Here is a 23,046-nt window from a genome sequence, read left to right on the forward strand (position 1 = left end):
CCCGCTTCGTACGTCTCACCGGGTCGCTCCCTGCGTGCCGTACACGGTGCCGACGGTCGGCAGCGGGAAACTGAGCTCGTTGATGTCGGCCCGGCCGTTGATGGTCCGGTGCGCCGGGTCGTAGGCGTTGAGGACGTTGCCGGCCGCGAGCGGCGCGGTGTCGAGCGCCTCCGCGATGGAGGCCCGCTGGTCGACGAGGGACTGGGTGAGCGGCGCGAGCTGGTCGACGACCGACTTCAGCCGGGTCCTGTTGTCCTGGATGAAGCCCTTCACCTCGCCCAGTGCGGTGGCGAGCTGCTTCAGCGCGCCGGCCAGGTTCTGCTTGTCCTCGGCGAGGAAGCCGGTGACCTGGGAGAGCTGCTGCGCGGCCCGGTGCACGTTGCCGTCGTTGTTCTTCAGCATCGTCGTGAAGGACTGCAGGTAGGTGAGGGTCTCGAAGAAGGGGCCGCTGTTCTTCGACAGCGTCTTGGTGACCTTGCCGAGCTGCTCGATGGTCTGCCCGAGCAGCTCGCCGTTGCCGCCGAGGTTCGCGGCGCCGGTGTCGAGCAGCGCGGAGAGCGAACCCGTGGAGTTCGCGCCGGCGGGACCGAGCGCATCACTGATCTTGGTGATGCTCTCGTAGAGCTGGTCGACCTCCACCGGGGTCGCGGTGCGGCTCGACGGGATCGTCGCCTGATCGCGGATCTGCGCGCCGCCGGTGTACGCGGGGCTCAGCTGGACGTAACGGTCGGAGACGATGCTGGGCGCCACGACGACGGCGCCCACGTCGTCCGGCACCTTCACGCCCTTGTCCAGCGTGAGGTTCACCCGCACCTGGCGGCCCTCCGGTGTCACCGAGTCGACGGTGCCGACCTTCACGCCGAGCACCCGCAGGTCGGAGCCGGGGTAGACGCCGACGGCCTGGTCGAAGTAGGCGGTGATGCGTTTGCCGCCGCTCCCGGCGAACACGTAGATCCCGCCGGCGACCGCGACGAGTACGAGCACCAGTACGGTGCCGAGCGCGAGCCCGCGCCTCCTGGACATGCGTGCCGTCCTCCATGCGCCCATCAGCGACCGCCCTGGGTCTTGGGTGGCATGCATCCGGTGGTGGGAGGCGTGCCGGCGGGCAGGTAGTTGCGCGGGACGAGCCCGCAGAGGTAGGTGTCGAACCAGCGGCCGTTGCCGAGGGTGTTGCCGACCAGCCGGTAGTAGGGCCCGATCGCGGCGAGGGCCGCGTCGAGGCTCTTCTGGTTGTTCCGGAGGACGGTGGTGACCCGGCTCAGCGCGCTGAGGGTGGGCTCCAGCTGCTTGTTGTTGTCCTCGACGAGTCCGGTCAGCTGGATGCCGAGGTCCTGGGTGCCGGTGAGCAGCCCGTGGATGGCGTCCCGCCGCTTCTGCACCTCGCCCAGCAGCAGGTTCCCGTCGGTGATCAGCTTCTCGAACCTGCCCTGCTGCGCGGCGAGCGTCCCGGTGAGCTGCTTGCTGCCGGCCAGCAGCTTGGCGAGCTGGGTGTCGCGGTCGGAGATCGTCTTCGACAGGGCGGAGAGCCCGGTGACGGCGGTGTGCACCTGGGGGGCGGTGTCCTTGAACGTGGCGGAGATGGTGTCGAAGCTCTTGGCGAGCTGCGCGGTGTCGATCTCCCCGAAGGTCTCGCCGAGCCCGTTGAACGCCTGGGTCACGTCGTACGGGGAGGTGGTGCGGGTGGCCGGGATGCGGCGGCCGGGGTTCTGCGCGGCGGAGCCGAGCGGGTCCACGGCCAGGTACTTCTCGCCGAGCAGCGTCTTGATGCCGATCGCGGCCCGGCTGGCGTCGCCGATCCAGGTGTCCTTGACCTTGAAGGTCACCTTCACCTTGGCGCCGTCGAGCCCCACTCCGGTCACCTTGCCGACCTTCACCCCGGCGACCCGCACCTCGTTGCCGGGGTCGAGCCCCGCCGCCTCGGTGAAGTCCGCCGTGTACGTGGTGCCGCCTCCGATGAACGGCAGCGCGTCGGCGTTGTAGACGACCGCGCCCAGCAGGACGAGGACGAGCAGCCCGACGATTCCGACGGTGACGGGGTTCCGTTCCGCCATCGGCTTCGGGCGCCGTTTCGACGCCCGCCGCCGCAGGCGCGACAGCCGGCTCATGACCTGCACCTCGCTTCGGTGATCGCGATACCGGTCGGCGCCTTGCTGCCGTCCGAAGTGGTCACGCCCGACACCTTGGCCTCGCAGAGGTAGAGGTTGAGCCAGGACCCGTACGACGCGAGGCGGGTGATCGTCCGCATCTTGACGGGCGTCTTCTGCAGGAAGTTCTCGATCTGCGGGGTGCTCGCGGCCAGGTTGGACGACAGCCTGCCGAGCTGGCGGATGTCCTCCTTCAGCGGCGCCCTGCCGTCGTCCAGCAGCCCCGCCGTACTGGTGGTGAGCTGGGAGATCGCGGTGATCGCGTCCCCGATCGGCTGCCGGTCGCCCGCGAAGCCGGTGACGAGGGTCTGCAGGGTGGACACCAGGTCGTTGAAGCCCTGTTCGCGGGTGTTGACGCTGGTCAGGACGGTGTTGAGGTTCTCGATCACCTCACCGATGACTTTGTCCTTGGCCGCCAGCGTGGTCGTCAGCGAACCCACGTTCTTGATCAGGCTGTTCACGGTGCCGCCCTCGCCCTGGAGCACCTGGATGATCTCCCCGGCGAGCTGGTTGACGTCCTTGGGCGACAGCCCTTCGAAGAGCGGCTGGAACCCGTTGAACAGCTGGGTGAGGTCGAGGGCGGGAGAGGTGCGGTCCAGCGGGATGGTGGAGCCGGGTGTGAAGGACCGGTCCATCGCTCCGGTGCCCTGCTGCAGGTCGATGTAGCGCTGGCCGACCATGTTCAGGTACTTGATCGAGGCGGTCACCGAGGCGGGCAGCGCCCGGCCCCTCTCGACCGAGAACGTCACCTGCGCGAGCCGCCGGTCCACCACCCTGATGTCCTCGACCTGGCCGACCTTCACCCCGGCGATGCGCACGCTGTCGCCGGTGATCAGCCCGGTGGTGTCGGTGAACCGCGCCTTGTAGCCGACGGTGTCCGCGATCCCGGTGTTGGCGATGCTGAAGGCCAGCACGGTGGTGGCCAGGGCCGTCACGAGGATGAAGACCAGCGACTTGATCAGCGGGCCCGCGATGCTCCGGCGCCTCACTTGAGACTCACCTCCGCGCCGCGGAAGACGGGACCGGCCAGCAGGCTGCTCCAGTCGGGAAGGGACTGCGGCTCCGTGTTCATCGCGGGTGCCAGCAGTTCGTTGACGAGTTGGTTCTCCTGCGGCGAGTTGGCGAGCCCGAGGCCGCCGTTCCCGCTTCCCGCACCGGCCACGGTGAGGTCGGAGGACGTGAGGGGCTTCGTGGTCGCCGGGCCTGTGAGCCCGGGTGCCACCGTGTTGTCCGTCCGGGCCGGCCGGCCGAGGTACGGGACCGGGTAGCAGTTCGGCCCGGTGCTCGCCGTGTACGACGGCTTGTCCCTGCCCGGCACGTACCTGCCCTTCGAGGGAACGGTCCGCACGGTGACGTGCAGTCCCGGCTCGTTCGTGCCCTTGCCCAGCGCCTTGTCCATCGCCGGCACGAAGTTGGCGAGCGTGCGCAGGGTGCAGGGGAACGACGGCGCGTACTCGCCGAGCAGCTGGAGCGTTCCCCTGCTGTCGGCCGACAGCCGGATGATGGTGTCCTGGTTCTGCCGCAGGAACGCGGTCAGGTCCTGGGAGGTGCTGGTCGTCGACCCGTACAGGGTGCTGAGGTTGGCGCGCTGCTCGGCGATGGTGCCGCTGGTCGTCGTGAAGTCGGTGAGCGCCTGCAGGATGTCGGGGGCGGCGTCGCCGTACACGCGGCTGACCTTCACCAGTTCCTGGATGTCCCGGTTGAGGGTGGGCAGGTTCGGGTTCAGTTTCGCGAGGTAGGCGTCGAGGGTGACGGCGCTGTCGCCCAGCTTGGTGCCGCGCCCCCGCAGCGCCTGCGAGACGGCGCTGAGGGTGGCGGAGAGCTTCTCCGGCTGCACGGCGGTCAGCAGCGGCAGGACGTTGTCGAGCACCTGCTCCAGCTCGATGGCGTTGCTGGAGCGGTCCTGCGCGATGGTGCTGCCGGCCAGCAGCTTCGACCCCGAGGTGCTCTGCCGCGGTGGCACGAGGGCCACGAAGCGCTCCCCGAACAGCGTCGTCGGCAGCATCTGCACGGTGACGTCGGCGGGGATGCCCTTCAGCTTGTCGCGCTGGATGGCCAGCGTGACCCGGGCACCGTCGCCGTCGGAGGTGATGCCGCGCACCTGGCCGACCACCACCCCGCGCATCTTGACGTCCGCGTACAGGTGCATCGCGTTGCCGACGCTGCCGGTCCTGACCGTCACCGTCGCGTCGTCGGAGAACTCCTTGTCGTAGATCGCCACGGAGAGCCAGATGAGCAGCGCCGGGACAAGCAGGTACACCACTCCCGCGAAGCGCCGTTGCGCGGTGCGGGCGTTCATCCGGCCACCCGCACCGTCGTCGTGGTGCCCCAGATGGCCAGGCTCAGGAAGAAGTCGGTCACGCTGATCACCACGATCGCGTTGCGCACGGACTTGCCGACCGCCACCCCGACCCCGGCGGGACCGCCCTCGGCGTGGAAGCCGTAGTAGCAGTGGGCGAGGATCACCACGACGCTGAAGATGATCACCTTGAGGAAGGACAGCAGGACGTCGTCGGGCGACAGGAACGTCGAGAAGTAATGGTCGTAGGTGCCCGACGACTGGCCGCTCACGTAGACCGTGACCAGCCGTGAGGCGAAGAACGAGCTGATCAGGCCGATCCCGTACAGCGGGATGATTGCGACGACACCCGCGATGACCCGCGTCGTCACCAGGTACGGCACGCTGCGGATGCCCATCCCTTCCAGGGCGTCGACCTCCTCGTTGATGCGCATCGCGCCGAGCTGCGCGGTGAAGCCCGCGCCCACGGTGGCCGACAGCGCGAGACCCGCCACCAGCGGTGCGATCTCCCGGGTGTTGAAGTACGCCGAGACGAAGCCGGTGAACGCGGCGGCGCCGACCTGGTTGAGCGCGGCGTGCCCCTGGAGGCCGACGACCGTGCCGGTGAAGAGCGTCATCGCGATCATCACGCCGACGGTGCCGCCGATGACCCCGAGCCCACCGCTGCCGAACGCCACCTCGGCCAGCAGCCGCTGGATCTCCTTGAAATAGCGGCGCAGGGTCTTGGGGATCCACAGCAGCACGGTGATGTGGAAGATCAGGTGGTCGCCGCTGCGGTCCAGCCACCCGAACCAGCGCTCGGACCGGGAGCCGGCGCGGGGCGCGGCCGGTTCGCGGTCCGGCGGGACGGGGGCGTCCTGCGGGGCGTCCTTGTCGAGGAGGGCCATCGGTCAGGATCCCTTCGCAGGGACGATCTGCAGGTACAGCCCCGTGAGCACCATGTTCACGAAGAAGAGCAGCAGGAAGGTGATGACCACCGACTGGTTCACCGCGTCGCCGACGCCCTTCGGGCCACCGCGCGGGTTCAGTCCCCGGTAGGCGGCGACGATGCCCGCGATGAAGCCGAAGATCAGTGCCTTCAGCTCGCTGATGTACAGGTCGGGCAGTTGGGCCAGCGCCGAGAAACTGGAGAGGTACGCGCCCGGTGTGCCGTTCTGCATGATCACGTTGAAGAAGTAGCCGCCGAGCGTGCCGACGACGGAGACCAGCCCGTTGAGCAGCACCGCCACGAACATCGCCGCCAGCACCCGGGGGACGACGAGGCGCTGCACCGGCGAGACGCCCATGACCTCCATCGCGTCCAGCTCCTCGCGGATCTTGCGCGAACCAAGGTCCGCGCAGATCGCCGAACCGCCGGCTCCCGCGATCAGCAGGGCGACGATCAGCGGGCTCGCCTGCTGGATGATGGCCAGCACGCTGGCGCCGCCGGTGAACGACTGGGCGCCGAGCTGCTGGGTCAGCGACCCGACCTGGAGCGCGATCACCGCGCCGAACGGGATCGACACGAGGGCGGCGGGCAGGATCGTCACGCTCGCGATGAACCAGACCTGCTCGATCAGCTCACGGGCCTGGAACGGCCGGCGGAACATCGCGCCGACCGTCGTCACGGCGAGCGAGAAGAGCCGGCCCGTCTCGCGCAGCCAGCCGAGGCCGGGCACCGGGCGTGGCTCGACCGGTACGTCCTGCGCGGCCGGCACCGTCGGGGGAGGAGCCGTCATGACAGCCCTCCGCCCGCGCGTCCCGCCGGCGCCGGACGGCCCGCGGCGACGTGCCCGGTGCGGTCGAAGCTGGACTCGATCGCGTGCCGCGCGGCCGGCGGCAGCGTGTCCAGCATGCCGAGCACCCGCTCCCTGCGGCGCAGCACCGCCTGCCGGACCGGCAGCCCAGGGGTCGGCTCCAGCTGCGGCTCGATGGTGCGGGGTGCCGCGCTGCTCCCGGTGACGCCGTGCCGCTCCTCCAGGGCGATGGTGGCCTCGTCCTTCTCCTCCGACATCCCGATCGGACCGGCCCGGTGGCCGCCGAGGAACTGGGCGACCACGGGTTCCTGGCTGGTCAGCAGCACTTCGCGCGGCCCGAAGGCGACGAGCCGGCGGCGGAAGAGCATGCCCATGTTGTCCGGCACCGTCGAGGCGATGTCGATGTTGTGCGTGACGATCAGCATCGTCGCGTCGAGCTGCGCGTTCAGGTCGATGAGCAGCTGCGAGATGTACGCCGTGCGGACCGGGTCGAGGCCGGAGTCCGGCTCGTCGCACAAGATGATCTGCGGGTCCAGGACCAGGGCGCGGGCCAGCCCGGCGCGTTTGCGCATGCCGCCGGAGATCTCGCCGGGCAGCTTCGCCTCGGCGCCCAGGAGTCCGACCATGTCCATCCGCTCCATCACGACGCGGCGGATCTCGGACTCCTTCTTCTTCGTGTGCTCGCGCAGCGGAAAGGCGATGTTGTCGAAGAGCGACATCGACCCGAACAGCGCGCCGTCCTGGAACATCAGGCCGAAGAGCTTGCGCGCCTCGTACACGTCGCGTTCCGGGCTGTTCACCATGTCGACGCCGTTGACCATCACGCGCCCGCGTTCGGGCTTGAGCAGCCCGATCACCGACTTCAGGAACACGGTCTTTCCGGTACCCGAGGGGCCCAGCATCACGCTGACCTCACCGGGCGGCAGAGTGAGCGTGACGTCCTGCCATACGTTCTGACTCCCGAAAGACTTGGTCAGTCCTTCGACGACCACTTCGATTCCCATAACACCTCCCGGGATGATTGGCCGGCGCCGTTCGCGGCGCCGGTGGCGGGCTGGTCAGCGGTGCGGCAGCGGCGGGATCTGGATCTCGGTTCCGGCCGCCGCGTCGCAGCCGAGTCCGGCCCAGGGCGCGCACAGCGTTCCCTGGTTGAGGTTGAGCGAGTTCCCCGGGCCCGACACCGCCGAGGTGAAGAGCGCGTCGAGGTTCTCGCCGTGCGTCCCGCAGCCGGTGAAGGCGGGGATCGTCAGGTTCTCCTGGTGCAGCGGACCGCCGTCGAGGATGGTGTAGTCCGGCTTGCCGTCGCCGCCGTTGGGCATGTGGGCGTCCTGGAGCCCCACGAGGGCCAGCTCGATCGGCTTCCTGGTGCGGCAGTTCGGTCCCACGTCGAGCGGAGTGCCGTTGATCCTGACGTCGTAGAGCCGGAGCCACTGGTACCCGTGGATCGTGGTGATGACGTTCTGCTCCACGAAGTTGGTGCCCGTGGTGACGATCGTCAGCAGCGGCTTCTTCGGATCCGGGGTGAGGGCCATCTTCGCCGTGGTCGGCATGAAGCCGTAGGTCAGGAACGTGGAGTCCGCGACCGGGAGCGTCATGGAGCCGAGCGAGTCGAACTCGTAGTACTGCGGGGGTTCGGGCTGCACCGCCATCCGCACGTTCATGTTGATGTACGTCAGGGACGAGCCCCGGGCGGTGTGCGGATCGTTGATGACGGCGGCACCGTCGAGTTTGTGGACGTTCGAGTACCCGATCGCGTAGGCGCACGAGCCGAGGTCGAAGTCGGTCTCGGTGACCGTGGCGTTCGCGGCCTTCTCGTCCGCCAGCGGGATGTGGTCGAAGTCCAGCTTCCCCTTGGGGAGTACGCCGTCGCAGTCGTACTTGCCGGAGTGCACCGGCGGTTCGACCTTGATGGTGCTGTTGTGCGGTGCGCCCGGGGCGACCTTGGCCGGTCCCGGGGGCGACGCGGCCGGCCCGCCCGGCGTCGAGGGCGTCGTCGACGGGGACCCGGAGGCCGAGGGCGAGGTGGAGCCCGAGGGGGTGGGGTCGGGCACGGCGACCGGCACCGCGCCCAGCAGCGCGTTCTGCCCGGCCTCCGGGGAGCACGCCACCTTCACGGGGGCGGACGGAACCGGCACCGCCGGCGCGGCGGTCGTCGCGGCGCCGCTCGGGGTCACGGCGGTCCCGGGCGCCGCGGCGGCGGCTTTGCCCGCCGTGAGTTCCAGCGCGAGATCGCCCGCGCCGAAGCTCACCTCGCCCGCCGCGGTGACGGTCACCGGCGGCACCTCGCCCTGGAACGTCAGCACCAGGTCGTCCTTGCCCGCCACCGGGACGGCGGGGGCCCGCAGCCCTGGCCAGGGGGCGTCGGCGGCCGAAGTCCCCTGCTTGACCCGGGTGGTGAGGGTGCCGGTACCGGCCAGGGTGCCCGCGACGTCCGGCACGAGGCCGTCGACCGCCGCGCGGGGCACCGTCACCGCCATCGTCAGATCACCGGGCTGGATCGGCTTGTCGACCGCCCCGGTCTCCGGGAACGACTGCACCAGGGAGACGGGCACCGGCTGATCACCGCCGGGGAAGGCGCACTTATACACCATCGCCAGGGGACCGTCCCGGCCGACCGCCGCCGATCCGGCACCGGGCAGCAGTCCCGCCAGGAGCGCCGCCGCGGCGATGGCCGCCAGCCGCACCGTACGGCGTGGGACCTGTGCACCCCTCATTGCGGAACTCCTCGGACTGGCTCGACGCAGGTCTGCGAGCTTCTCGGGCTTTTCGGGCTTCCGGACGGTGGCGCGGGAATGTAACGGGGCGAACTCGTTCGAGACGCTGGACTTTACGGGCGGGTAATAACGAGGACAAGTGATCGAACACAGGAATGTTCCGCGATCTCACGACCGCCGGATTCTTTGTCACTCGGTGATAAAAGCTGAGCGGAAGGCTGTATTCCATTGAGCACCGATGAGTACCCGCTCCGCGCGGGACCCCGGCCCGTTGGTCCGGGCCGGGGTCCGCACAGCGGGCACCGGGCCTGTCCGGTAGGACAGGCCGTGGCTCACGGGGAGGTGATCTGCAGGGTGCTGGGCGTCACGACGTAGTTGGCGCTGTAGGTCGCGCTGTCGCCGTTGTTGATCAGGCCGAGGCAGATGCCCGAGACGTTGTACGCCTTGAGGTTGCCCCCGCTGATGGTGAGGGTGTGGGTGGAGTTGGTGTACTTCCCGGTCAGGGTGGCGGTGCTGCCGGCCGTCGGGCCGTTGAAGTCCGCGTTGCACAGACCGCTGATGTGGGCCTTCACCCCGGTCAGGGTGCCGGTGGTGACGCCCGCGGAGTACGACACGGCGTTCAGCTTCCAGGGCAGGCCCTGGGCGGTGACGGTGAAGGAGATACCGGCCGGACCCGAGCAGCTGGTCCAGGAGACGGAGGAGATGCTGGCGATGGCGGTGCCTGACAGGCCGGTGCCGTTCGGCGCGGTGCCGGCGGCGTTCGACTTGGTGCACTTGAGCTGGGTGCCGGTGTTGGTGTCCGTCAGGATCGGGTTGGTCGCGATCGCTGTGAACGCGCCACCGCCGGTCACGGTCCAGGTTCCGGCCGCGGAGGCGGGGGAGGTGGAGAATCCCACGGCCGCCGCGAGGGCGGCACCAGCGACGATCGTGCTCTTGGTCAGCTTGCGCACGGGTTGATCCTTTCAGGGAGTTGGCGTACCTGATTAATCGTGATCCACGCTGTTCAGGCGCGGATTACGACTGCGGCTCAATACCTGGAACGCGGCACCGAATGAATTCGGTTGCCCTTGCGAATGGGCACGTTACGCACGGGTAACAGGGTGGCGCAATACTCCAGCCACAGATTGGGAGAACGACCTTACTCCCGAGTATTTTCTTATCGCGAAAGCAGTAAACCGCGACGGCGAACTGTCCGGAAGTGAGCACGCACGGAGGCCCGGGACCGCCCGCCGGACACATGCCCCGTGCACGTTTACGGCCACTGGGTGCTGCGCTCCGGCCGCCGTTGGTCTATGTTTCGACGAGGTACGGCGTGTCGCGCGTCACTCCCGGCACGTCCGACGCCCCAACCGGCGCCGCCTAGTTGAGGGGGGACGAGCGTGTCCGGAGCGAGACGGGCCGCGGGACCGGCCGAGCCGCTGCGACCGATCCCGCAGGAGCTCGCGGCGATCATGTGGCCCGAACTGCCCAGCCTCTTCCAGGAGATGTCCGCCGAGATCATCGGGGCGTTACCGGAGTACTCCCACATCCTGGACGGGCCCTACGGGCACGCGATACGCATCGGCATCGAGCAGAACATCGCCACCTTCGTCGACCAGATCGCCGCACCCTCCACGACCTCCACGCTCCGCGACGACATGTGCCGCAGGTTCGGCCGCTTCGAGGCCTACGAGGGCCGCAGCCTGGACAGCCTGCAGGCCGCGTACCGGATCGGCGCCCGCGTCGGGCTGCGCCGGGCGATGAAGGTCTCCGAGCGCTACAACCTCCCGCCCTCCGTCATGATGACCTTCGCCGACTCGCTCTTCGCCTACGTCGGGGAGCTCGCGTCGCTCTCCCGCGAGGGCTATCTGGAAGCCATGTCCGAGCTGGGCGAGAAGCCGGACAACCGCCGCCGCCGGGTGCTGCGGCTGATTCTGGCCACCCCGTCCGTGTCGCCCGCCGCGATCGCGGAACTCGCCGAGCACGCCGCGTGGCCGCTGCCGGACGAGGTCACGCTCGTCGCCCTGGGCCCGGAGTCCCGGCTGACGCGCGCGGCCCTGGACCGCGACGTCCTCGTGGACCTGTCGGGGCCGGAGCCCCATCTGCTCGTCCCCGGCCCCCTCGACGACACCCGGCGCGCGGCGCTCGACACCGCGCTGCTCGGCAGCCGGGCGGCGGTCGGACTGACCACCCCGCTGGCCGACGCGGCGGACTCGCTGCGCTGGGCCCGGCAGACCCTCGCCCTGGCCGACGCCGGGATCATCGACGGCCGGCCGGTGGTGCGGTGCGAGGACCACCTGCTGCCGCTGTGGCTGCTCGGCGACCCCTCCCTGATCAACCAGCTCAGCAAGAAGCATCTCGGCCCGCTCGTCGGCCTCACCCCCACCCAGCGCACCCGGCTCGTCGACACCCTGCGCACCTGGCTCACCACCCGCGGCACCGCCGCCCAGATGGCCGAACTCCTCGAGGTGCACCCGCAGACCGTGCGCTACCGGATGCGCATCCTCGACCGCGCCTTCGGTGACCAACTGGCCGACCCCGACGCCCGGTTCGCGACCGAGATCGTGCTCCGCGCCCTGCACCTCCAGGAGCGCGCGGGCCCGTCGGGAGTTCCGGGCCGGCCGTCCGGCGGCCACGAACCCTTCTGACGGCGGCGGCCCGGACGCGCCCGCTCAGGCGGCCGGGTACCCCGCCTCCGGGCGGTTCTGCGCCGCCGCCTGCCACTGGAACTCGGCCCACACGGACTTGCCCTCCCCGCGCGGCTCCACCCCCCAGCGGGTGGCGAGGGAGTCGATGAGCAGCAGGCCGCGGCCCGAGGTCGCGGCCTCGCCGGGGGTCCGGCGCCGGGGCCAGACGCTGGAGCGGTCCTGGACGGCCAGCCGGACCCTGCGGGGTACGCGGCTGCGTACCGCGGGGACGATCTCCAGGGTCATCACGGCTCCGCCCTCGGTGTGCAGCAGGACGTTGGTGAGGAGTTCGCCGGCCACCAGCTCGACGTCGTCGACCAGTTCGCCCGCGCCCCATGCCACCAGTGCCTGGCGCAGCACCGTTCGGGCCTCGGCCAGCCCCTCGGGGTCGGCCTGGTGGATGTACTGGTGGATGCGCGGGGCCTTGAGGGTGCCCGGGTCGGGCGCCCGGCGCAGCAGGAGCAGCGCCATGTCGTCCTCCGCGCCCGGCCGGGCCCACAGGCCGTCGGCCAGGTGGTCGGCGAGCGCGGCGGCGCCGTGGGGACCGTGGCGTACGGCGTCGGTGAGCGCGTCCATGCCCTCGGTGATGTCCTTGCCCGGCTGCTCGACGAGTCCGTCGGTGCACAGCAGCAGGGTCTCCCCCGGCACCAGGTCCAGCCGCGTCTCCGGGTACTCGTGGTCCTCGAAATGGGTGGCCAGACCCAGCGGCAGTCCACCGCGGACGTTCGGCCAGCCGGTCCGCCCGTCGTTGTGGCGGATCAGCGGCCCGAGGTGGCCGGCGCGGACCACGCGCACGTCGCCGGTGGCCAGGTCGACCTGGGCGTAGGTGCAGGTGGCGAAGCGCTCGGTGTCCAGCTCGGCGAGGAACTGCGAGGCGCGCGCGAGCACCGTGGAGGGGGCGTGGCCCTCGGCGGCGTAGGCCCGCAGCACGATGCGGAGCTGGCCCATCATGGCCGCCGCGTGGGTGTCGTGGCCCTCGACGTCGCCGACGACGACCCCGATGCGGCCCTGCGGCAGCGGGATGACGTCGTACCAGTCGCCGCCGACCTCCCGGCCGCTCCAGGCCGCGTGGTAGCGCACGGCGATCTCCCCGCCGACGACGTCGGGGATCCGGCGCGGGAGCATCGACGCCTGGAGTCCGGTGGCGAACTCGCGCTCCTGGTCGAAGAGCATGGCGCGTTGCAGGGACTGGGCGACGATGCCCGCCAGGGCGAGGCACAGGTTGCGGTCCTCGGCGGTGAAGTGGGTGCGGTCCCGGTAGAACAGGCAGAGGCCGCCGATGGAGCGCGCCTGGGCCACGAGCGGGAGGTAGGCCGCCGCCTCGATCTGCAACTGGCTGATGTAGGGCGCCAGTCGGGGGAAGCGCTCGGCGAGTTCCGGCAGCGAGGCGACGAACCGGGGGCGCTGCTCGATGATCGCCTCCGACAGCGGGAGGTCGTCCTCCAACCGGGTGAGCCGCAGGTCGGAAAGGATCTCCATCGACCGCCCCGTCAGCGCGATGATCTTGAGCATGCTGCCGTCGACGAGGCCCAGCGCGAGGCCGTCGGCGCCGAACCGCTCCAGTCCGCCGCTGCCGGTCAGCGTGGCGGTGACGTCGTCGACGGTGACGGCCCGCGACAGGGCCTGGGTGGTCCGCTCCACCATGGAGGTCTGGCGTGCGCGGTCCGCCTCCATGGTCCGCAGCATCGTGGAGTGCGTCAGCTCCGCGGTGGCGTCGCGGACGATGCCGATGACGCGCACGCCCTTGCCGTCCTCGTCGCGCAGGATGCGGCCCTGGGTGTGCGTCCAGCGCGCTGTGCCGTCCCGGAGGAGCACCTGGAAGTACATGCCGTACGACGCCGCCCGGTCGTGCAGGGCGCGGCGGAACACGGTGTCGAGCCGGTCACCCTCCTCGGGCGCCACCCGGATGGCCAGGGATTCGGGCCGGCCGCTGTACTCGTGCGGCAGCAGGTCGAAGACCTTGAGGGCGGCCGCGTCCAGCTCCAGGGTGCCGAGTCTGAGGTCCCAGTCGAAGCTGCCCATGTGGTTCAGGGCGAGGCGTTCGGCCGGACCGGTGCGGGGCGTGCCGCCGTCCAGGGGCTCGCCGCGGTCGGGCGGCCGGTCCTGTTCGGGCATTTCCGTACCCCCGGGGTGTCGCGGTTCCCGCCGGTCGACCCGGTTGGACGCCCTTGCCGAGTCGTCGGACCTGGAGGTCCGCGTCCGGAACCGGGATCGAACCGCCAGCATAGCTTTGCTCGTATTTGTCCGCATTCAGGCGGAGACTTCCAGGCCCTACCCCAACGGCCCAACCCGTCGGCTCCCGACAGGACAGCGGAACCGGGGTCGCGCAGGCTGAGCGCAGAACCGGTGCCGACCGACGCCGCACCTGCCCCGGAAGGAACCTCGACATGACCGCAGCCGGTGGGCTGGCCCTCATTCTCATCGGGGCGATCCTGAGATACGCGATCACCTGGCACACCCGGTGGATCGACCTCAACGTCCTGGGCGCCATCTGCATGATCGGCGGAGCGGCGAGCCTGCTCCTCGGCATGCTGCTGGCGTCCAACCGCCGCCGGCGCACGGAACGCCGCCACCAGTCCGAGCACGTCTACGAGCAGCGGTACTTCGAGGACCCCCCGCGCCTGTGACCGTTCTGGACCGGGTGCTGCACAGGGTTCCGTTCATCGGGCGCCTCCTCCGCGAGTTCACCGCGGTGAACGTCCTGGACTGCGCCACCCGGCTGGCCGCCCAGGCCTTCCTCGGCGCCCTGCCCGCCCTGTTCGTGATCGCCGCGTTCGCGCCCCAGGTGGTCCGCGACCATCTCGTCTCCTCGCTGCACTCGGTGCTCGGACTGCGGGACGACGCCCTGGACCAGGTCAGACAGGTGTACGCGGCCGACGACTCCGACGAGAGCAATTCCATCGGCGTCGTCGGCGTGATCATCACCCTGCTCTCGGCCACGGCCTGCAGCCGCGCCCTGCAGCGGACCTGCGAACGGGCCTGGCACCTGCCGAGGGCCGGCGCCCGGGTGGTCGCCTGGCGGTGGGTGGCCTGGCTGGCGGTCTGGCTGGTCGACCTGCTGCTCCAGGGCCCGCTCCACAACGGTTTCGGCGTGGGCCGGGCCCTCGGCGTCCCGGTGCAGTTCGTCTCCGCGACACTCCTGTGGTGGTGGACCCAGCGGCTCCTGCTGGGTTCGCGCATCCCCTGGCTGCCACTGCTGCCGGGCGCGATGCTGGTGTCGGCGGGCGTTCTGGGGGTCGCCGCGTGGTCGGGCATCTACATGCCGAGGGCGGTCGAACGCAGCCTGCGGCAGTTCGGGCCGTTCGGGTCGCTCTTCGTCCTGCTGTCCTGGCTGATCGTGCTCTTCACCGTCGTCACGATCGGCATCTGCGCCGGCCATGTGCTCGCGCACGAGGAGCCGCTGGCCCGGCGCCTGGGCACACCCCCGCGCACGGGCGACGCGCACGGGTGAGGGCCGTGCCCGCTGGGGTGCGGGTCCGCCCCTCACCCGTGCGGCGGCTACTCCTGGGGCTCGCGCACGTGCCCCCGTTCCGCCTCGGGGCTCTCGCTGTGCTCGAAAGCGTCCAGGTTCTCCCGCACCTCGCCGGCGCGGTGCCTCGCCTGCGCCGCATCCACCTGCTCGGCATGCCTCATGCCCTTGGAGCGGGCGCCGCGGGCTGTCTGCTTGGCCATGAACAAGTCCTCCTGAATGGTGTCCAATATGGACCATTCCAGGCAAACACCATTCCCCCGGACCCGCTAGCCGTCCAGGGCAGTCGTGAGCGTCGACACCGGGAGGAAGGTCTCGGCCAAGCCGGTGAGCCGCAGCAGTCGCAGGGTCGACGGCCGGTCGCAGACCATCCTCAGTTCCCCACCCCGGCTCCGCACCCGGCGCCGAGCGCGGCAGAGCAGCGACAGGCCGTAGCAGTCGACGAACTCCAGCCGGCACAGATCGACGACGACCAGCAGCGGCGCCCCGCCGGAGACGAGATCCAGATGAGGGGCCACGAACCGCGCGGTGTCGATGTCCAGTTCGCCCCGCAGCTCCACGACGGCGGACTCGCCGACCCGGTACGTGCGCGCATACGGATTGGCCGGGGGTACCAGTTGGGCTGGGCCCGGCGGTGGATCCCTGCGGGCGTCGTCCTGCACCGGCGTCCCCTCCCGCGTTCGACCGTGCGCGCGACCACCGGGGCCTGGGGTGACCTACGGTCACCGTATCCGTCGGGAAATCGCACAGGGGAGTCGGTAGCCCGGAACAGATACGTATCTTCACCCGTTCGAGTGAAGACTGATCTGACGGACCGTGGAAAGCCGGGCTACCGGAACGTCGAGGTGCTGTTCAGGACGGGTGCCCGCTCAGAAGGGGAACCGGCTGCGGCCGTGCTGGATGGAGATCCACTGCACGGTGGTGAACGCGTCCACCGTGGCGTCGCCGTTGAGCCGTCCCACACCGGACGACTTCTCGCCGCCGAAGGGGACGATGGGCTCGTCCGCGATGGTGCCGTCGTTGACGTGCATCATGCCGGTGTCGACGCGCTGCGCGAACCGCACCCCGCGCTCGATGTCCCGGGTGTGCACGGCGCCGCTGAGCCCGAACGGGGTGTCGTTCGCGATCCGGACCGCCTCGTCCTCGCCGTCGAAGGGCACCACCAGGACCACGGGCCCGAACAGCTCGCGGCGCAGGATCGCGGCGTCCGCCGGGATGTCGCCGAGCACGGTGGGTGACACGACGGCGCCGTCGGCCTCACCGAGCAGCAGCGCCGTGGCGCCGGCCTCGATGGCCTGGGCGACCTCGGCCGTGATGCGCTCGGCCTGGAGGGTGTTGATCAGCGGGCCGATCTGGGTGGCCGGGTCGGCCGGGTCGCCGACGATCAGCGAGGCGGTCTTGGCGACGAACTTGCGGGTGAACTCCTCCTCCACCGAGCGGTCCACCAGCACCCGGTTGGCCGCCATGCAGACCTGGCCCTGGTGGGCGAAGCGGCTGAAGACCGCCGCGTCGACCGCGTACTCCACATCGGCGTCGTCCAGCACGACGAGCGCGCTGTTGCCGCCCATCTCCAGCACCGTCCGCTTGAAGTGCGAGGCGGCGACCGTGGCCACGTGCCGGCCCACGTGGTCGGAGCCGGTGAAGGAGATGACCTTGGGCACCGGGTGCTCGATGAAGCTGTCGCCGATCTCGGCGATGTCCGTGATGACGACGTTGAAGAGGCCGGAGGGGAGGCCCGCCTCCTCGAAGATGCGCGCGATCAGGGTGCCGCCGACCACCGGGGTGTTCTGGTGCGGCTTGAGCACCACCGCGTTGCCGAGCGCCAGCGCCGGGGCTATGGACTTCAGGCCGAGGAAGAGCGGGAAGTTGAACGGGCTGATCACCCCGACGACGCCGACCGGCTTCCGGTAGAGGCGGTTCTCCTTGCCGTCCACCGGGGAGGGCAGGATGCGACCCTCGGGGTGCAGCGCGAGCTGCATCGACTGCCGCAGCATGTCCTTGGTGAGCGCGAGCTCGAAGCCGGCCTTGAGGTACGTGCCGCCCAGCTCGGCGATGATCGCCTCGGTGATCTCCGGCTCGCGCTCCTCGACCACCTTCAGCGCGCGCTCGAAGACCAGCCGGCGGGCGTACGGGTTGGTCGCGGCCCAGGCGGTCTGCGCCCGCTCCGCGGCCCGGTACGCCTGATCCACCTCGGCCTTCGTGGCCACCGTGATGGAGGCGAGTTTGTCCCCGTTGTAGGGATTGAAATCGACGATGTCCCAGGAGCCGGAGCCGGAGCGCCACTCACCGTCGATGTACTGCAGGGCCAACTCGGAGAAGTACGACACGTTATCCCTTTCGCGGTGGCCACTACGGCACGCGCCAGTGATGCTGCGTCATATTACCTTCGTATCAAGCCTGTTGATGGATCTTGTGCAGTCGCTCCAGTGAACGTTCGGCGGAAAGACTGTCCGCGCAGAGCCTTTCCATGGTCTTGCCGTAGAAGTCCACTTCCTCACGCTTGTCGATATACAGCGCACTGGTGAGCTGCTCCAGATAGACTAGGTCCGACAGGTCCGACTCCGGGAATCGCAGCAGGGTGAACGCGCCGCCGCCCGCCGCGTGGCCGCCGATCTCGAACGGCAGGACGTGGACGGTCACATTCGGCTGCTGCGCGACCTCCATCAGATGGTTCAACTGCCCCCGCATGACGTCGCGCCCGCCGAAAGGCCGGTACAGCGCGCCCTCGTCCATGACGGCGACGAACCGCGGCGCCCGCTCGGAGACCAGCAGCTTCTGCCGTTCCATCCGCAGGCCGACCCGGCGCTCGATCTCGGACTTCGCCGCGCCCGGGTGGCCGAGCTCGACGACCGCTCGGGAGTATTCCTCGGTCTGCAACAGGCCGTGGATGAACTGGACTTCGAAGGTGCGGATCAGCGAGGCGGACTCCTCGAGGCCCACGTAGGTCTGGAACCAGGCCGGGAGGACGTCACCGTACCCGTGCCACCAGCCGGCCACGTTCGCCTCGCGCACGAGCCCGAGGAGCGCCGCGCGGTCCTCGTCGTCCACCACGTTGTAGAGGGTGAGGAGGTCCGCGACGTCCCGTTCCTTGAAGCTCACGCGCCCCAACTCCATGCGGCTGATCTTCGATTCGGACGCGCGGATCGAGTACCCGGCCGCCTCGCGGGTGATTCCTCCCGCTTCGCGGAGCCGCCGCAGCTGAGCTCCCAGCAGAATCCGTCGCACGATGGACCCGCCTCCCGGCTGCCCTGTGGTCATTTACGTCACGCTCCGCCCCTAGGTCGTCAGCAGTCTGCCACCTTTGCGCTGCGTTGAGTACTCGTCCGGTCACACAGCACCACACGTGCATCATTCCTTGCATCTGCACGTGCATCCGCCCTTGCATACCGTGTGAGCGTTGGGGACCATGGTGTTCGTGCAGATACCCAGTGGGCGCGCATGAGGACTGAGGCCGCAACTGTGCTTGAGCCGTTATGGGATGGAGTGCTCGCCCCCGCGGGCCTTGCCGCGTCCAGCGGCGCCACGTGCGAGCTACCAGGACGCTTCGAAGCCGTCCGCGACGCCCGAAGATTCACCCGGACGACTCTGCAGAGCTGGGACCTGGCACCACTCTTCGACAGCATCGAGCTGGTCGCCTCGGAACTCGTCACCAACGCGCTGCGCTACGCCGTGCCGCCGGGCGCCGGCGGTGCACCGGTCCATCTCAGCCTGGTGCGCTGGACCTCGCGGGTGGTCTGTGCCGTTCGCGACCCCAGCGCCATCGGTCCGGTGGCCAGGACACCCGACTTCGTCGCGGAGTCCGGACGAGGGCTGCACCTCGTGGAGTCCTACAGCGAGACCTGGGGCTGGCATCCGCTCACCGGGGCGGGAAAAGTCGTCTGGGCCCTCTTCCATTCGCCGGTCGGAATGGCCGAAGACCCGTCGCTATAAGCGCATATACGGTCACATGAGGTGGTCGAACTCGCCATCCTTGACCCCGAGAATCAGTGATTCGATCTCGGCCCGCGTATATATCAACGCCGGTCCGTCCGGAAAGCGTGAATTGCGTACGGCCACTTCACCGCCGGGCAGCCGCGCCAGCTCCACGCACGTACCGTTCGCGTTGCTGTGCAAACTCTTCTGCCAGACGACTCCCTGGAGATCTGTCGAGGCCATGCCATTGTGTGTCCGGCTCATAAGACGCTCCCCAAATTCCCCGTAACTGCCTTGGTGGGTAAGCCAGATGATAACCGGTTCCACCAGCACGTGCATGTGCACGTGCATGCGCACGTGCAGTCACTCACGGTGAGTACTGGCGGGCCCCTCCGCGGCCTCCGGGGGAAAACAAGAAGGGGTGCCCGGGGGGTCGGATACGATATTGACGGTCCGTAGAGCAATCACTCACCCCGCGTAACGAATTGGGAGCAGCCTGCAATGGCTCGACACCTCATCACCAGCGCCCTGCCCTATATCAACGGGATCAAGCACTTGGGCAACATGGTGGGGTCGATGCTCCCGGCCGACGTCTACGCCCGCTACCTGCGCCAGACCGGGCACGACGTCCTCTACATCTGCGCCACCGACGAGCACGGCACTCCCGCCGAACTCGCCGCCAAGGAGGCCGGGCTGCCGGTCGACACCTTCTGCTCCGAGCAGCACCTGGCACAGAAGGCGATCTACGACGGCTTCGCGCTGCGCTTCGACCACTTCGGCCGCAGCTCCTCCCCGCAGAACCGCGAGCTGACCCAGCACTTCGCGCGCAGCCTCCAGGCCAACGGCTTCATCGAGGAACGCGCGATCCGCCAGGTCTACTCGCTCGCCGACGAGCGCTTCCTTCCCGACCGCTACATCGTCGGCACGTGCCCGCACTGCGGTTACGACAAGGCCCGCGGCGACCAGTGCGAGAACTGCACCCGGGTGCTCGACCCCACGGACCTGATCGACCCGCGCTCCGCGATCAGCGGCAGCAGTGCGCTGGAGGTCCGCGAGACCAAGCACCTGTTCCTCCTGCAGTCGAAGCTGGCCGGCGAGGTCGAGGCGTGGATCGACGAGGTGGGCGGCGAATGGCCGACCCTCGCTTCCTCCATCGCCCGCAAGTGGCTCACCGAGGGTCTCCACGACCGCGCCATCACCCGCGACCTGGAGTGGGGTGTTCCGGTCCCTGCCGACACCTGGCCGGAACTGGCGGCGGACGGCAAGGTCTTCTACGTCTGGTTCGACGCGCCGATCGAGTACATCGGTTCCACGAAGGAGTGGGCGGACGCCGCTGCCGACGGGGAGACCCGGGACTGGAAGTCCTGGTGGTACGAGGCGGACGACGTCACCTACACCCAGTTCATGGCCAAGGACAACGTCCCGTTCCACACGGTGATGTTCCCGGCCACCGAACTGGGCACCCGCGAGCCGTGGAAGAAGGTCGACCACGTCAAGGCCTTCAACTGGCTGACGTACTACGGCGGGAAGTTCTCCACCAGCCAGCGCCGCGGCATCTTCACCGACGCCGCGCTGGAGCTGCTGCCGGCCGACTACTGGCGCTACTTCCTCATCGCCAACGCCCCGGAGTCCGACGACACCTCGTTCACCTGGGAGGTCTTCTCCTCCTCGGTGAACAAGGACCTCGCCGACACCCTGGGCAACTTCGTCAACCGCGTCCTGTCCTTCTCCCGCAAGCGCTTCGGTGACGACGTGCCGGCCGGCAGCGCGGCCGGCGAGGCCGAGGCGAAGCTCGGCGAGCAGATCGCCGGGCTCCTGGCCGAGTACGAGAGCCACCTGGAGACCGTCCAGTTCCGCAAGGCCGCGGCCGCGCTGCGCGCCCTGTGGAGCGCGGGCAACTCCTACCTGGAGGAGAAGGCCCCCTGGATGGAGATCAAGACGGACCCGGACGGCGCGGCCCTCACCCTGCGCACCGCGATGAACCTCATCCACCTGTACGCGGTGGTCTCCGAGCCGTTCATCCCGTCCTCGTCCGCCGCGATGCGCAGCGCCTTCGCCCTCGCCGACGACAACCGGACCTGGGTCAGCCAGGACGAGGCCAGGTCCCTCGCGTTCCTGCCGCCCGGCACGCCGTTCACCGTCCCGCCGGTGCTCTTCGCCAAGATCACCGAAGAGGACCTCGACACCTACCGCGAGCGCTTCGGCGGCAACCCGGACGACGCCGCCGCGTAACGCCTGGCACATGACGAAGGCCGCCCCGGTCCATCGGGGCGGCCTTCGTCATGTGCGGGGCAGAACTCAGACCTTCGGCTGCGGCTTGCGGAGCTGGATGTGCAGCTCGCGCAGCCGGCTCTCCTCGACCTCGCTCGGCGCGCCCATGAGCAGGTCCTGGGCGTGCTGGTTGAGCGGGAACGCGATGGTCTCGCGGATGTTCGGCTCGTCCGCGAGCAGCATGACCATGCGGTCCACGCCCGGGGCGATGCCGCCGTGCGGCGGGGCGCCGAAGTGGAAGGCGCGCAGCATGCCGCCGAACTCCTTCTCCACGGTCGCCTGGTCGTAGCCGGCGATCTCGAACGCCTTGTACATGACCGCGGGCTCGTGGTTCCGGATCGCGCCGGAGGACAGCTCGATGCCGTTGCAGACGATGTCGTACTGCCACGCGAGGATGTCGAGCGGGTCCTTGGTCTCCAGCGCCTCCAGGCCGCCCTGCGGCATGGAGAACGGGTTGTGGGAGAACTCGATCGCGCCGGTGTCCTCGTTCTTCTCGAACATCGGGAAGTCGACGACCCAGCAGAAGCGGAAGACGTTCTCCTCGAAGTGGCCGGCGCGCTTGGCGGCCTCGACGCGGACGGCCGCCATGATCTTGGAGACCTCGGCGAACTCGCCGGCGCCGAAGAAGATCGCGTGGCCGGGCTTGGCGTCGACGGCGGCCAGCAGGGCCTTGACGTCGTCCTCGGTCAGGAACTTGGCGATCGGGCCGGTCAGCGCGTTGTCCTCGCCGACGCGGACCCAGGCCAGGCCCTTGGCGCCCTGTTCGACCGCGTACTCGCCCATCTGGTCGAAGAACTTCCGCGGCTGGCCCGCGGTGTCCGGCACGGCCAGCGCGCGCACGTGCTTGTCGGCGAAGGCCTTGAAGCCGGAGCCGGCGAAGACGTCCGAGACGTCGACGAGTTCGAGCTTGGCGCGCAGGTCCGGCTTGTCGTTGCCGTACTTGAGCATCGACTCGCGCAGCGGGATGCGCGGGAAGGGCGAGGTGACCTCGCGGCCGCCGCCGTACTGGGTGAAGAGGTCGGTCATGACCTTCTCGATGACGCCGAAGACGTCCTCCTGCTCGACGAAGCTCATCTCGATGTCGAGCTGGTAGAACTCACCGGGCGAGCGGTCGGCCCGGGAGTCCTCGTCGCGGAAGCACGGCGCGATCTGGAAGTAGCGGTCGAAGCCCGCGATCATCAGCAGCTGCTTGAACTGCTGCGGGGCCTGCGGCAGCGCGTAGAACCGGCCGGCGTGCACCCGCGAGGGCACCAGGAAGTCGCGGGCGCCCTCGGGGGAGGTGGCCGACAGGATCGGGGTGGCCAGCTCGTTGAAGCCGAGCGCCGTCATCTCCTTGCGGAGGAAGGAGATGACGTCCGAGCGCAGCATGATGTTCTTGTGCATGCGCTGCCGGCGCAGGTCCAGGAAGCGGTTGGTGAGCCGCGCCTCCTCGTTGGCGTTGTCCTCCGGGAAGACCGGGAAGGGCAGCGGGTCGGCGGCGCCGAGCACCTCCAGGGAGGTGACGTCGATCTCGATCTCGCCGGTCGGCAGGTCCGGGTTCACGTTCTCGGCGGTGCGCGCGAGCACCCGGCCGTCGACGCGGACGACGGATTCCTTGGACTGGCTGCTGAGCTGCTCGTACGCGGGCGAGCCCGGCCGGGCGACCAGCTGGACGAATCCGTAGTGGTCCCGGAGGTCGACGAAGAGCACACCGCCCAGATCGCGGCGATTGTGCAGCCACCCGGACAGGCGGACGTCGGTGTCGACGTCAGTGGCGCGCAGCTCGCCGCAGGTGTGGGACCGGTACCGATGCATCGTTCATCCAAGTCGTCGGATTTCGGTGAAGGAGCCCGGAA

General features: G+C 69.5%; 21 protein-coding genes. 5 read left to right on the forward strand and 16 right to left on the reverse strand.

The window, feature by feature from the left end; all coding sequences use genetic code 11:
• Positions 1-15: 15 nt before the first annotated feature.
• The 9 genes from O3X23_RS00995 to O3X23_RS01035 all read right to left on the reverse strand — a co-directional run bounded on the left by O3X23_RS00995 (position 16) and on the right by O3X23_RS01035 (position 9,843).
• Positions 16-1,023 carry an MCE family protein gene (locus O3X23_RS00995; RefSeq protein ID WP_269269060.1) on the reverse strand — a complete coding sequence of 336 codons (1,008 nt, stop codon included), beginning with the start codon at positions 1,021-1,023 and terminating at the stop codon, positions 16-18.
• Between the two features lie 23 nt (positions 1,024-1,046).
• Positions 1,047-2,105 (reverse strand): MCE family protein, encoded by a 1,059-nt coding sequence (locus O3X23_RS01000; protein WP_269269061.1) that lies wholly within the window; start codon positions 2,103-2,105, stop codon positions 1,047-1,049.
• On the reverse strand, positions 2,102-3,133 hold the full coding sequence (locus O3X23_RS01005; protein ID WP_269269062.1) for an MCE family protein: 1,032 nt from the start codon (positions 3,131-3,133) through the stop codon (positions 2,102-2,104). The genes O3X23_RS01000 and O3X23_RS01005 overlap by 4 nt, the downstream gene beginning before the upstream one ends.
• Positions 3,130-4,443: an MCE family protein gene (locus O3X23_RS01010; RefSeq protein ID WP_269269063.1), complete on the reverse strand. Its 1,314-nt coding sequence runs from the start codon at positions 4,441-4,443 to the stop codon at positions 3,130-3,132. The genes O3X23_RS01005 and O3X23_RS01010 overlap by 4 nt, the downstream gene beginning before the upstream one ends.
• Positions 4,440-5,330 carry an MlaE family ABC transporter permease gene (locus O3X23_RS01015; RefSeq protein ID WP_269269064.1) on the reverse strand — a complete coding sequence of 297 codons (891 nt, stop codon included), beginning with the start codon at positions 5,328-5,330 and terminating at the stop codon, positions 4,440-4,442. Before O3X23_RS01015 ends, O3X23_RS01010 begins: the two co-directional genes overlap by 4 nt.
• 3 nt (positions 5,331-5,333) lie before the next feature.
• The gene (locus O3X23_RS01020; protein WP_269269065.1) at positions 5,334-6,161 is read right to left on the reverse strand and encodes an MlaE family ABC transporter permease; all 828 of its coding nucleotides are present in this window, start codon (positions 6,159-6,161) and stop codon (positions 5,334-5,336) included.
• A complete protein-coding gene (locus O3X23_RS01025; RefSeq protein ID WP_269269066.1) occupies positions 6,158-7,183 on the reverse strand; it encodes an ABC transporter ATP-binding protein in 1,026 nt (341 codons plus the stop codon). Before O3X23_RS01025 ends, O3X23_RS01020 begins: the two co-directional genes overlap by 4 nt.
• 54 nt (positions 7,184-7,237) lie before the next feature.
• Positions 7,238-8,893 carry a DUF6801 domain-containing protein gene (locus O3X23_RS01030; RefSeq protein WP_269269067.1) on the reverse strand — a complete coding sequence of 552 codons (1,656 nt, stop codon included), beginning with the start codon at positions 8,891-8,893 and terminating at the stop codon, positions 7,238-7,240.
• Positions 8,894-9,225: 332 nt separating this feature from the next.
• Positions 9,226-9,843 (reverse strand): hypothetical protein, encoded by a 618-nt coding sequence (locus O3X23_RS01035; RefSeq protein WP_269269068.1) that lies wholly within the window; start codon positions 9,841-9,843, stop codon positions 9,226-9,228.
• Between the two features lie 429 nt (positions 9,844-10,272).
• On the opposite strand from O3X23_RS01035, the gene O3X23_RS01040 reads away from it, so the two are divergent.
• Positions 10,273-11,520 (forward strand): helix-turn-helix domain-containing protein, encoded by a 1,248-nt coding sequence (locus O3X23_RS01040; protein WP_269269069.1) that lies wholly within the window; start codon positions 10,273-10,275, stop codon positions 11,518-11,520.
• Positions 11,521-11,544: 24 nt separating this feature from the next.
• Here the strand turns inward: O3X23_RS01040 and O3X23_RS01045 are convergent, their stop codons facing one another.
• Positions 11,545-13,674 (reverse strand): SpoIIE family protein phosphatase, encoded by a 2,130-nt coding sequence (locus O3X23_RS01045; RefSeq protein WP_269269071.1) that lies wholly within the window; start codon positions 13,672-13,674, stop codon positions 11,545-11,547.
• Between the two features lie 272 nt (positions 13,675-13,946).
• Between O3X23_RS01045 and O3X23_RS01050 the strand changes: the two genes are divergently transcribed.
• Both O3X23_RS01050 and O3X23_RS01055 read left to right on the forward strand, forming a co-directional pair.
• A complete protein-coding gene (locus tag O3X23_RS01050; protein WP_269269072.1) occupies positions 13,947-14,186 on the forward strand; it encodes a hypothetical protein in 240 nt (79 codons plus the stop codon).
• Positions 14,183-15,010, forward strand: coding sequence for a YhjD/YihY/BrkB family envelope integrity protein (locus O3X23_RS01055; protein WP_269269073.1), 828 nt, complete (start codon positions 14,183-14,185; stop codon positions 15,008-15,010). Before O3X23_RS01050 ends, O3X23_RS01055 begins: the two co-directional genes overlap by 4 nt.
• Before the next feature lie 47 nt (positions 15,011-15,057).
• On the opposite strand, the gene O3X23_RS01060 is transcribed toward O3X23_RS01055, so the two are convergent.
• The 4 genes from O3X23_RS01060 to O3X23_RS01075 all read right to left on the reverse strand — a co-directional run bounded on the left by O3X23_RS01060 (position 15,058) and on the right by O3X23_RS01075 (position 18,286).
• Positions 15,058-15,231: a hypothetical protein gene (locus O3X23_RS01060; RefSeq protein WP_269269074.1), complete on the reverse strand. Its 174-nt coding sequence runs from the start codon at positions 15,229-15,231 to the stop codon at positions 15,058-15,060.
• A 66-nt stretch (positions 15,232-15,297) separates the two neighbouring features.
• A complete protein-coding gene (locus O3X23_RS01065) occupies positions 15,298-15,690 on the reverse strand; it encodes an STAS domain-containing protein (protein ID WP_269269075.1) in 393 nt (130 codons plus the stop codon).
• Positions 15,691-15,897: 207 nt separating this feature from the next.
• Positions 15,898-17,355 carry an aldehyde dehydrogenase family protein gene (locus tag O3X23_RS01070; RefSeq protein ID WP_269269076.1) on the reverse strand — a complete coding sequence of 486 codons (1,458 nt, stop codon included), beginning with the start codon at positions 17,353-17,355 and terminating at the stop codon, positions 15,898-15,900.
• 64 nt (positions 17,356-17,419) lie between these two features.
• On the reverse strand, positions 17,420-18,286 hold the full coding sequence (locus O3X23_RS01075; protein ID WP_269269077.1) for a helix-turn-helix domain-containing protein: 867 nt from the start codon (positions 18,284-18,286) through the stop codon (positions 17,420-17,422).
• A gap of 180 nt (positions 18,287-18,466) precedes the next feature.
• On the opposite strand from O3X23_RS01075, the gene O3X23_RS01080 reads away from it, so the two are divergent.
• On the forward strand, positions 18,467-18,958 hold the full coding sequence (locus O3X23_RS01080) for an ATP-binding protein (protein WP_269269078.1): 492 nt from the start codon (positions 18,467-18,469) through the stop codon (positions 18,956-18,958).
• A 12-nt stretch (positions 18,959-18,970) separates the two neighbouring features.
• Here the strand turns inward: O3X23_RS01080 and O3X23_RS01085 are convergent, their stop codons facing one another.
• Positions 18,971-19,204: a DUF397 domain-containing protein gene (locus tag O3X23_RS01085; protein ID WP_269269220.1), complete on the reverse strand. Its 234-nt coding sequence runs from the start codon at positions 19,202-19,204 to the stop codon at positions 18,971-18,973.
• A 237-nt stretch (positions 19,205-19,441) separates the two neighbouring features.
• Here O3X23_RS01085 and metG point away from each other — a divergent pair, with 237 nt between their 5' ends.
• Positions 19,442-21,172 (forward strand): methionine--tRNA ligase, encoded by a 1,731-nt coding sequence (metG, locus tag O3X23_RS01090; protein ID WP_269269079.1) that lies wholly within the window; start codon positions 19,442-19,444, stop codon positions 21,170-21,172.
• Between the two features lie 66 nt (positions 21,173-21,238).
• On the opposite strand, the gene aspS is transcribed toward metG, so the two are convergent.
• Positions 21,239-23,005, reverse strand: coding sequence for an aspartate--tRNA ligase (gene aspS / locus O3X23_RS01095; protein WP_269269080.1), 1,767 nt, complete (start codon positions 23,003-23,005; stop codon positions 21,239-21,241).
• Between the last annotated feature and the right edge of the window lie 41 nt (positions 23,006-23,046).

Source organism: Streptomyces sp. H39-S7 (assembly GCF_027158205.1).
GTDB lineage: Bacteria > Actinomycetota > Actinomycetes > Streptomycetales > Streptomycetaceae > Actinacidiphila.

Bases quoted from the DNA above. Each gene is read 5' to 3' on its own strand.
- O3X23_RS00995 (WP_269269060.1), bottom strand. From the start codon at position 1,023: ATGTCCAGGAGGCGCGGGCTCGCGCTCGGCACCGTACTGGTGCTCGTA.
- O3X23_RS01000 (WP_269269061.1), bottom strand. From the start codon at position 2,105: ATGAGCCGGCTGTCGCGCCTGCGGCGGCGGGCGTCGAAACGGCGCCCG.
- O3X23_RS01010 (WP_269269063.1), bottom strand. From the start codon at position 4,443: ATGAACGCCCGCACCGCGCAACGGCGCTTCGCGGGAGTGGTGTACCTG.
- O3X23_RS01015 (WP_269269064.1), bottom strand. From the start codon at position 5,330: ATGGCCCTCCTCGACAAGGACGCCCCGCAGGACGCCCCCGTCCCGCCG.
- O3X23_RS01020 (WP_269269065.1), bottom strand. From the start codon at position 6,161: ATGACGGCTCCTCCCCCGACGGTGCCGGCCGCGCAGGACGTACCGGTC.
- O3X23_RS01025 (WP_269269066.1), bottom strand. From the start codon at position 7,183: ATGGGAATCGAAGTGGTCGTCGAAGGACTGACCAAGTCTTTCGGGAGT.
- O3X23_RS01030 (WP_269269067.1), bottom strand. From the start codon at position 8,893: ATGAGGGGTGCACAGGTCCCACGCCGTACGGTGCGGCTGGCGGCCATC.
- O3X23_RS01045 (WP_269269071.1), bottom strand. From the start codon at position 13,674: ATGCCCGAACAGGACCGGCCGCCCGACCGCGGCGAGCCCCTGGACGGC.
- O3X23_RS01050 (WP_269269072.1), top strand. From the start codon at position 13,947: ATGACCGCAGCCGGTGGGCTGGCCCTCATTCTCATCGGGGCGATCCTG.
- O3X23_RS01060 (WP_269269074.1), bottom strand. From the start codon at position 15,231: ATGGCCAAGCAGACAGCCCGCGGCGCCCGCTCCAAGGGCATGAGGCAT.
- O3X23_RS01075 (WP_269269077.1), bottom strand. From the start codon at position 18,286: ATGACCACAGGGCAGCCGGGAGGCGGGTCCATCGTGCGACGGATTCTG.
- O3X23_RS01080 (WP_269269078.1), top strand. From the start codon at position 18,467: ATGAGGACTGAGGCCGCAACTGTGCTTGAGCCGTTATGGGATGGAGTG.
- O3X23_RS01085 (WP_269269220.1), bottom strand. From the start codon at position 19,204: ATGAGCCGGACACACAATGGCATGGCCTCGACAGATCTCCAGGGAGTC.
- metG (WP_269269079.1), top strand. From the start codon at position 19,442: ATGGCTCGACACCTCATCACCAGCGCCCTGCCCTATATCAACGGGATC.
- aspS (WP_269269080.1), bottom strand. From the start codon at position 23,005: ATGCATCGGTACCGGTCCCACACCTGCGGCGAGCTGCGCGCCACTGAC.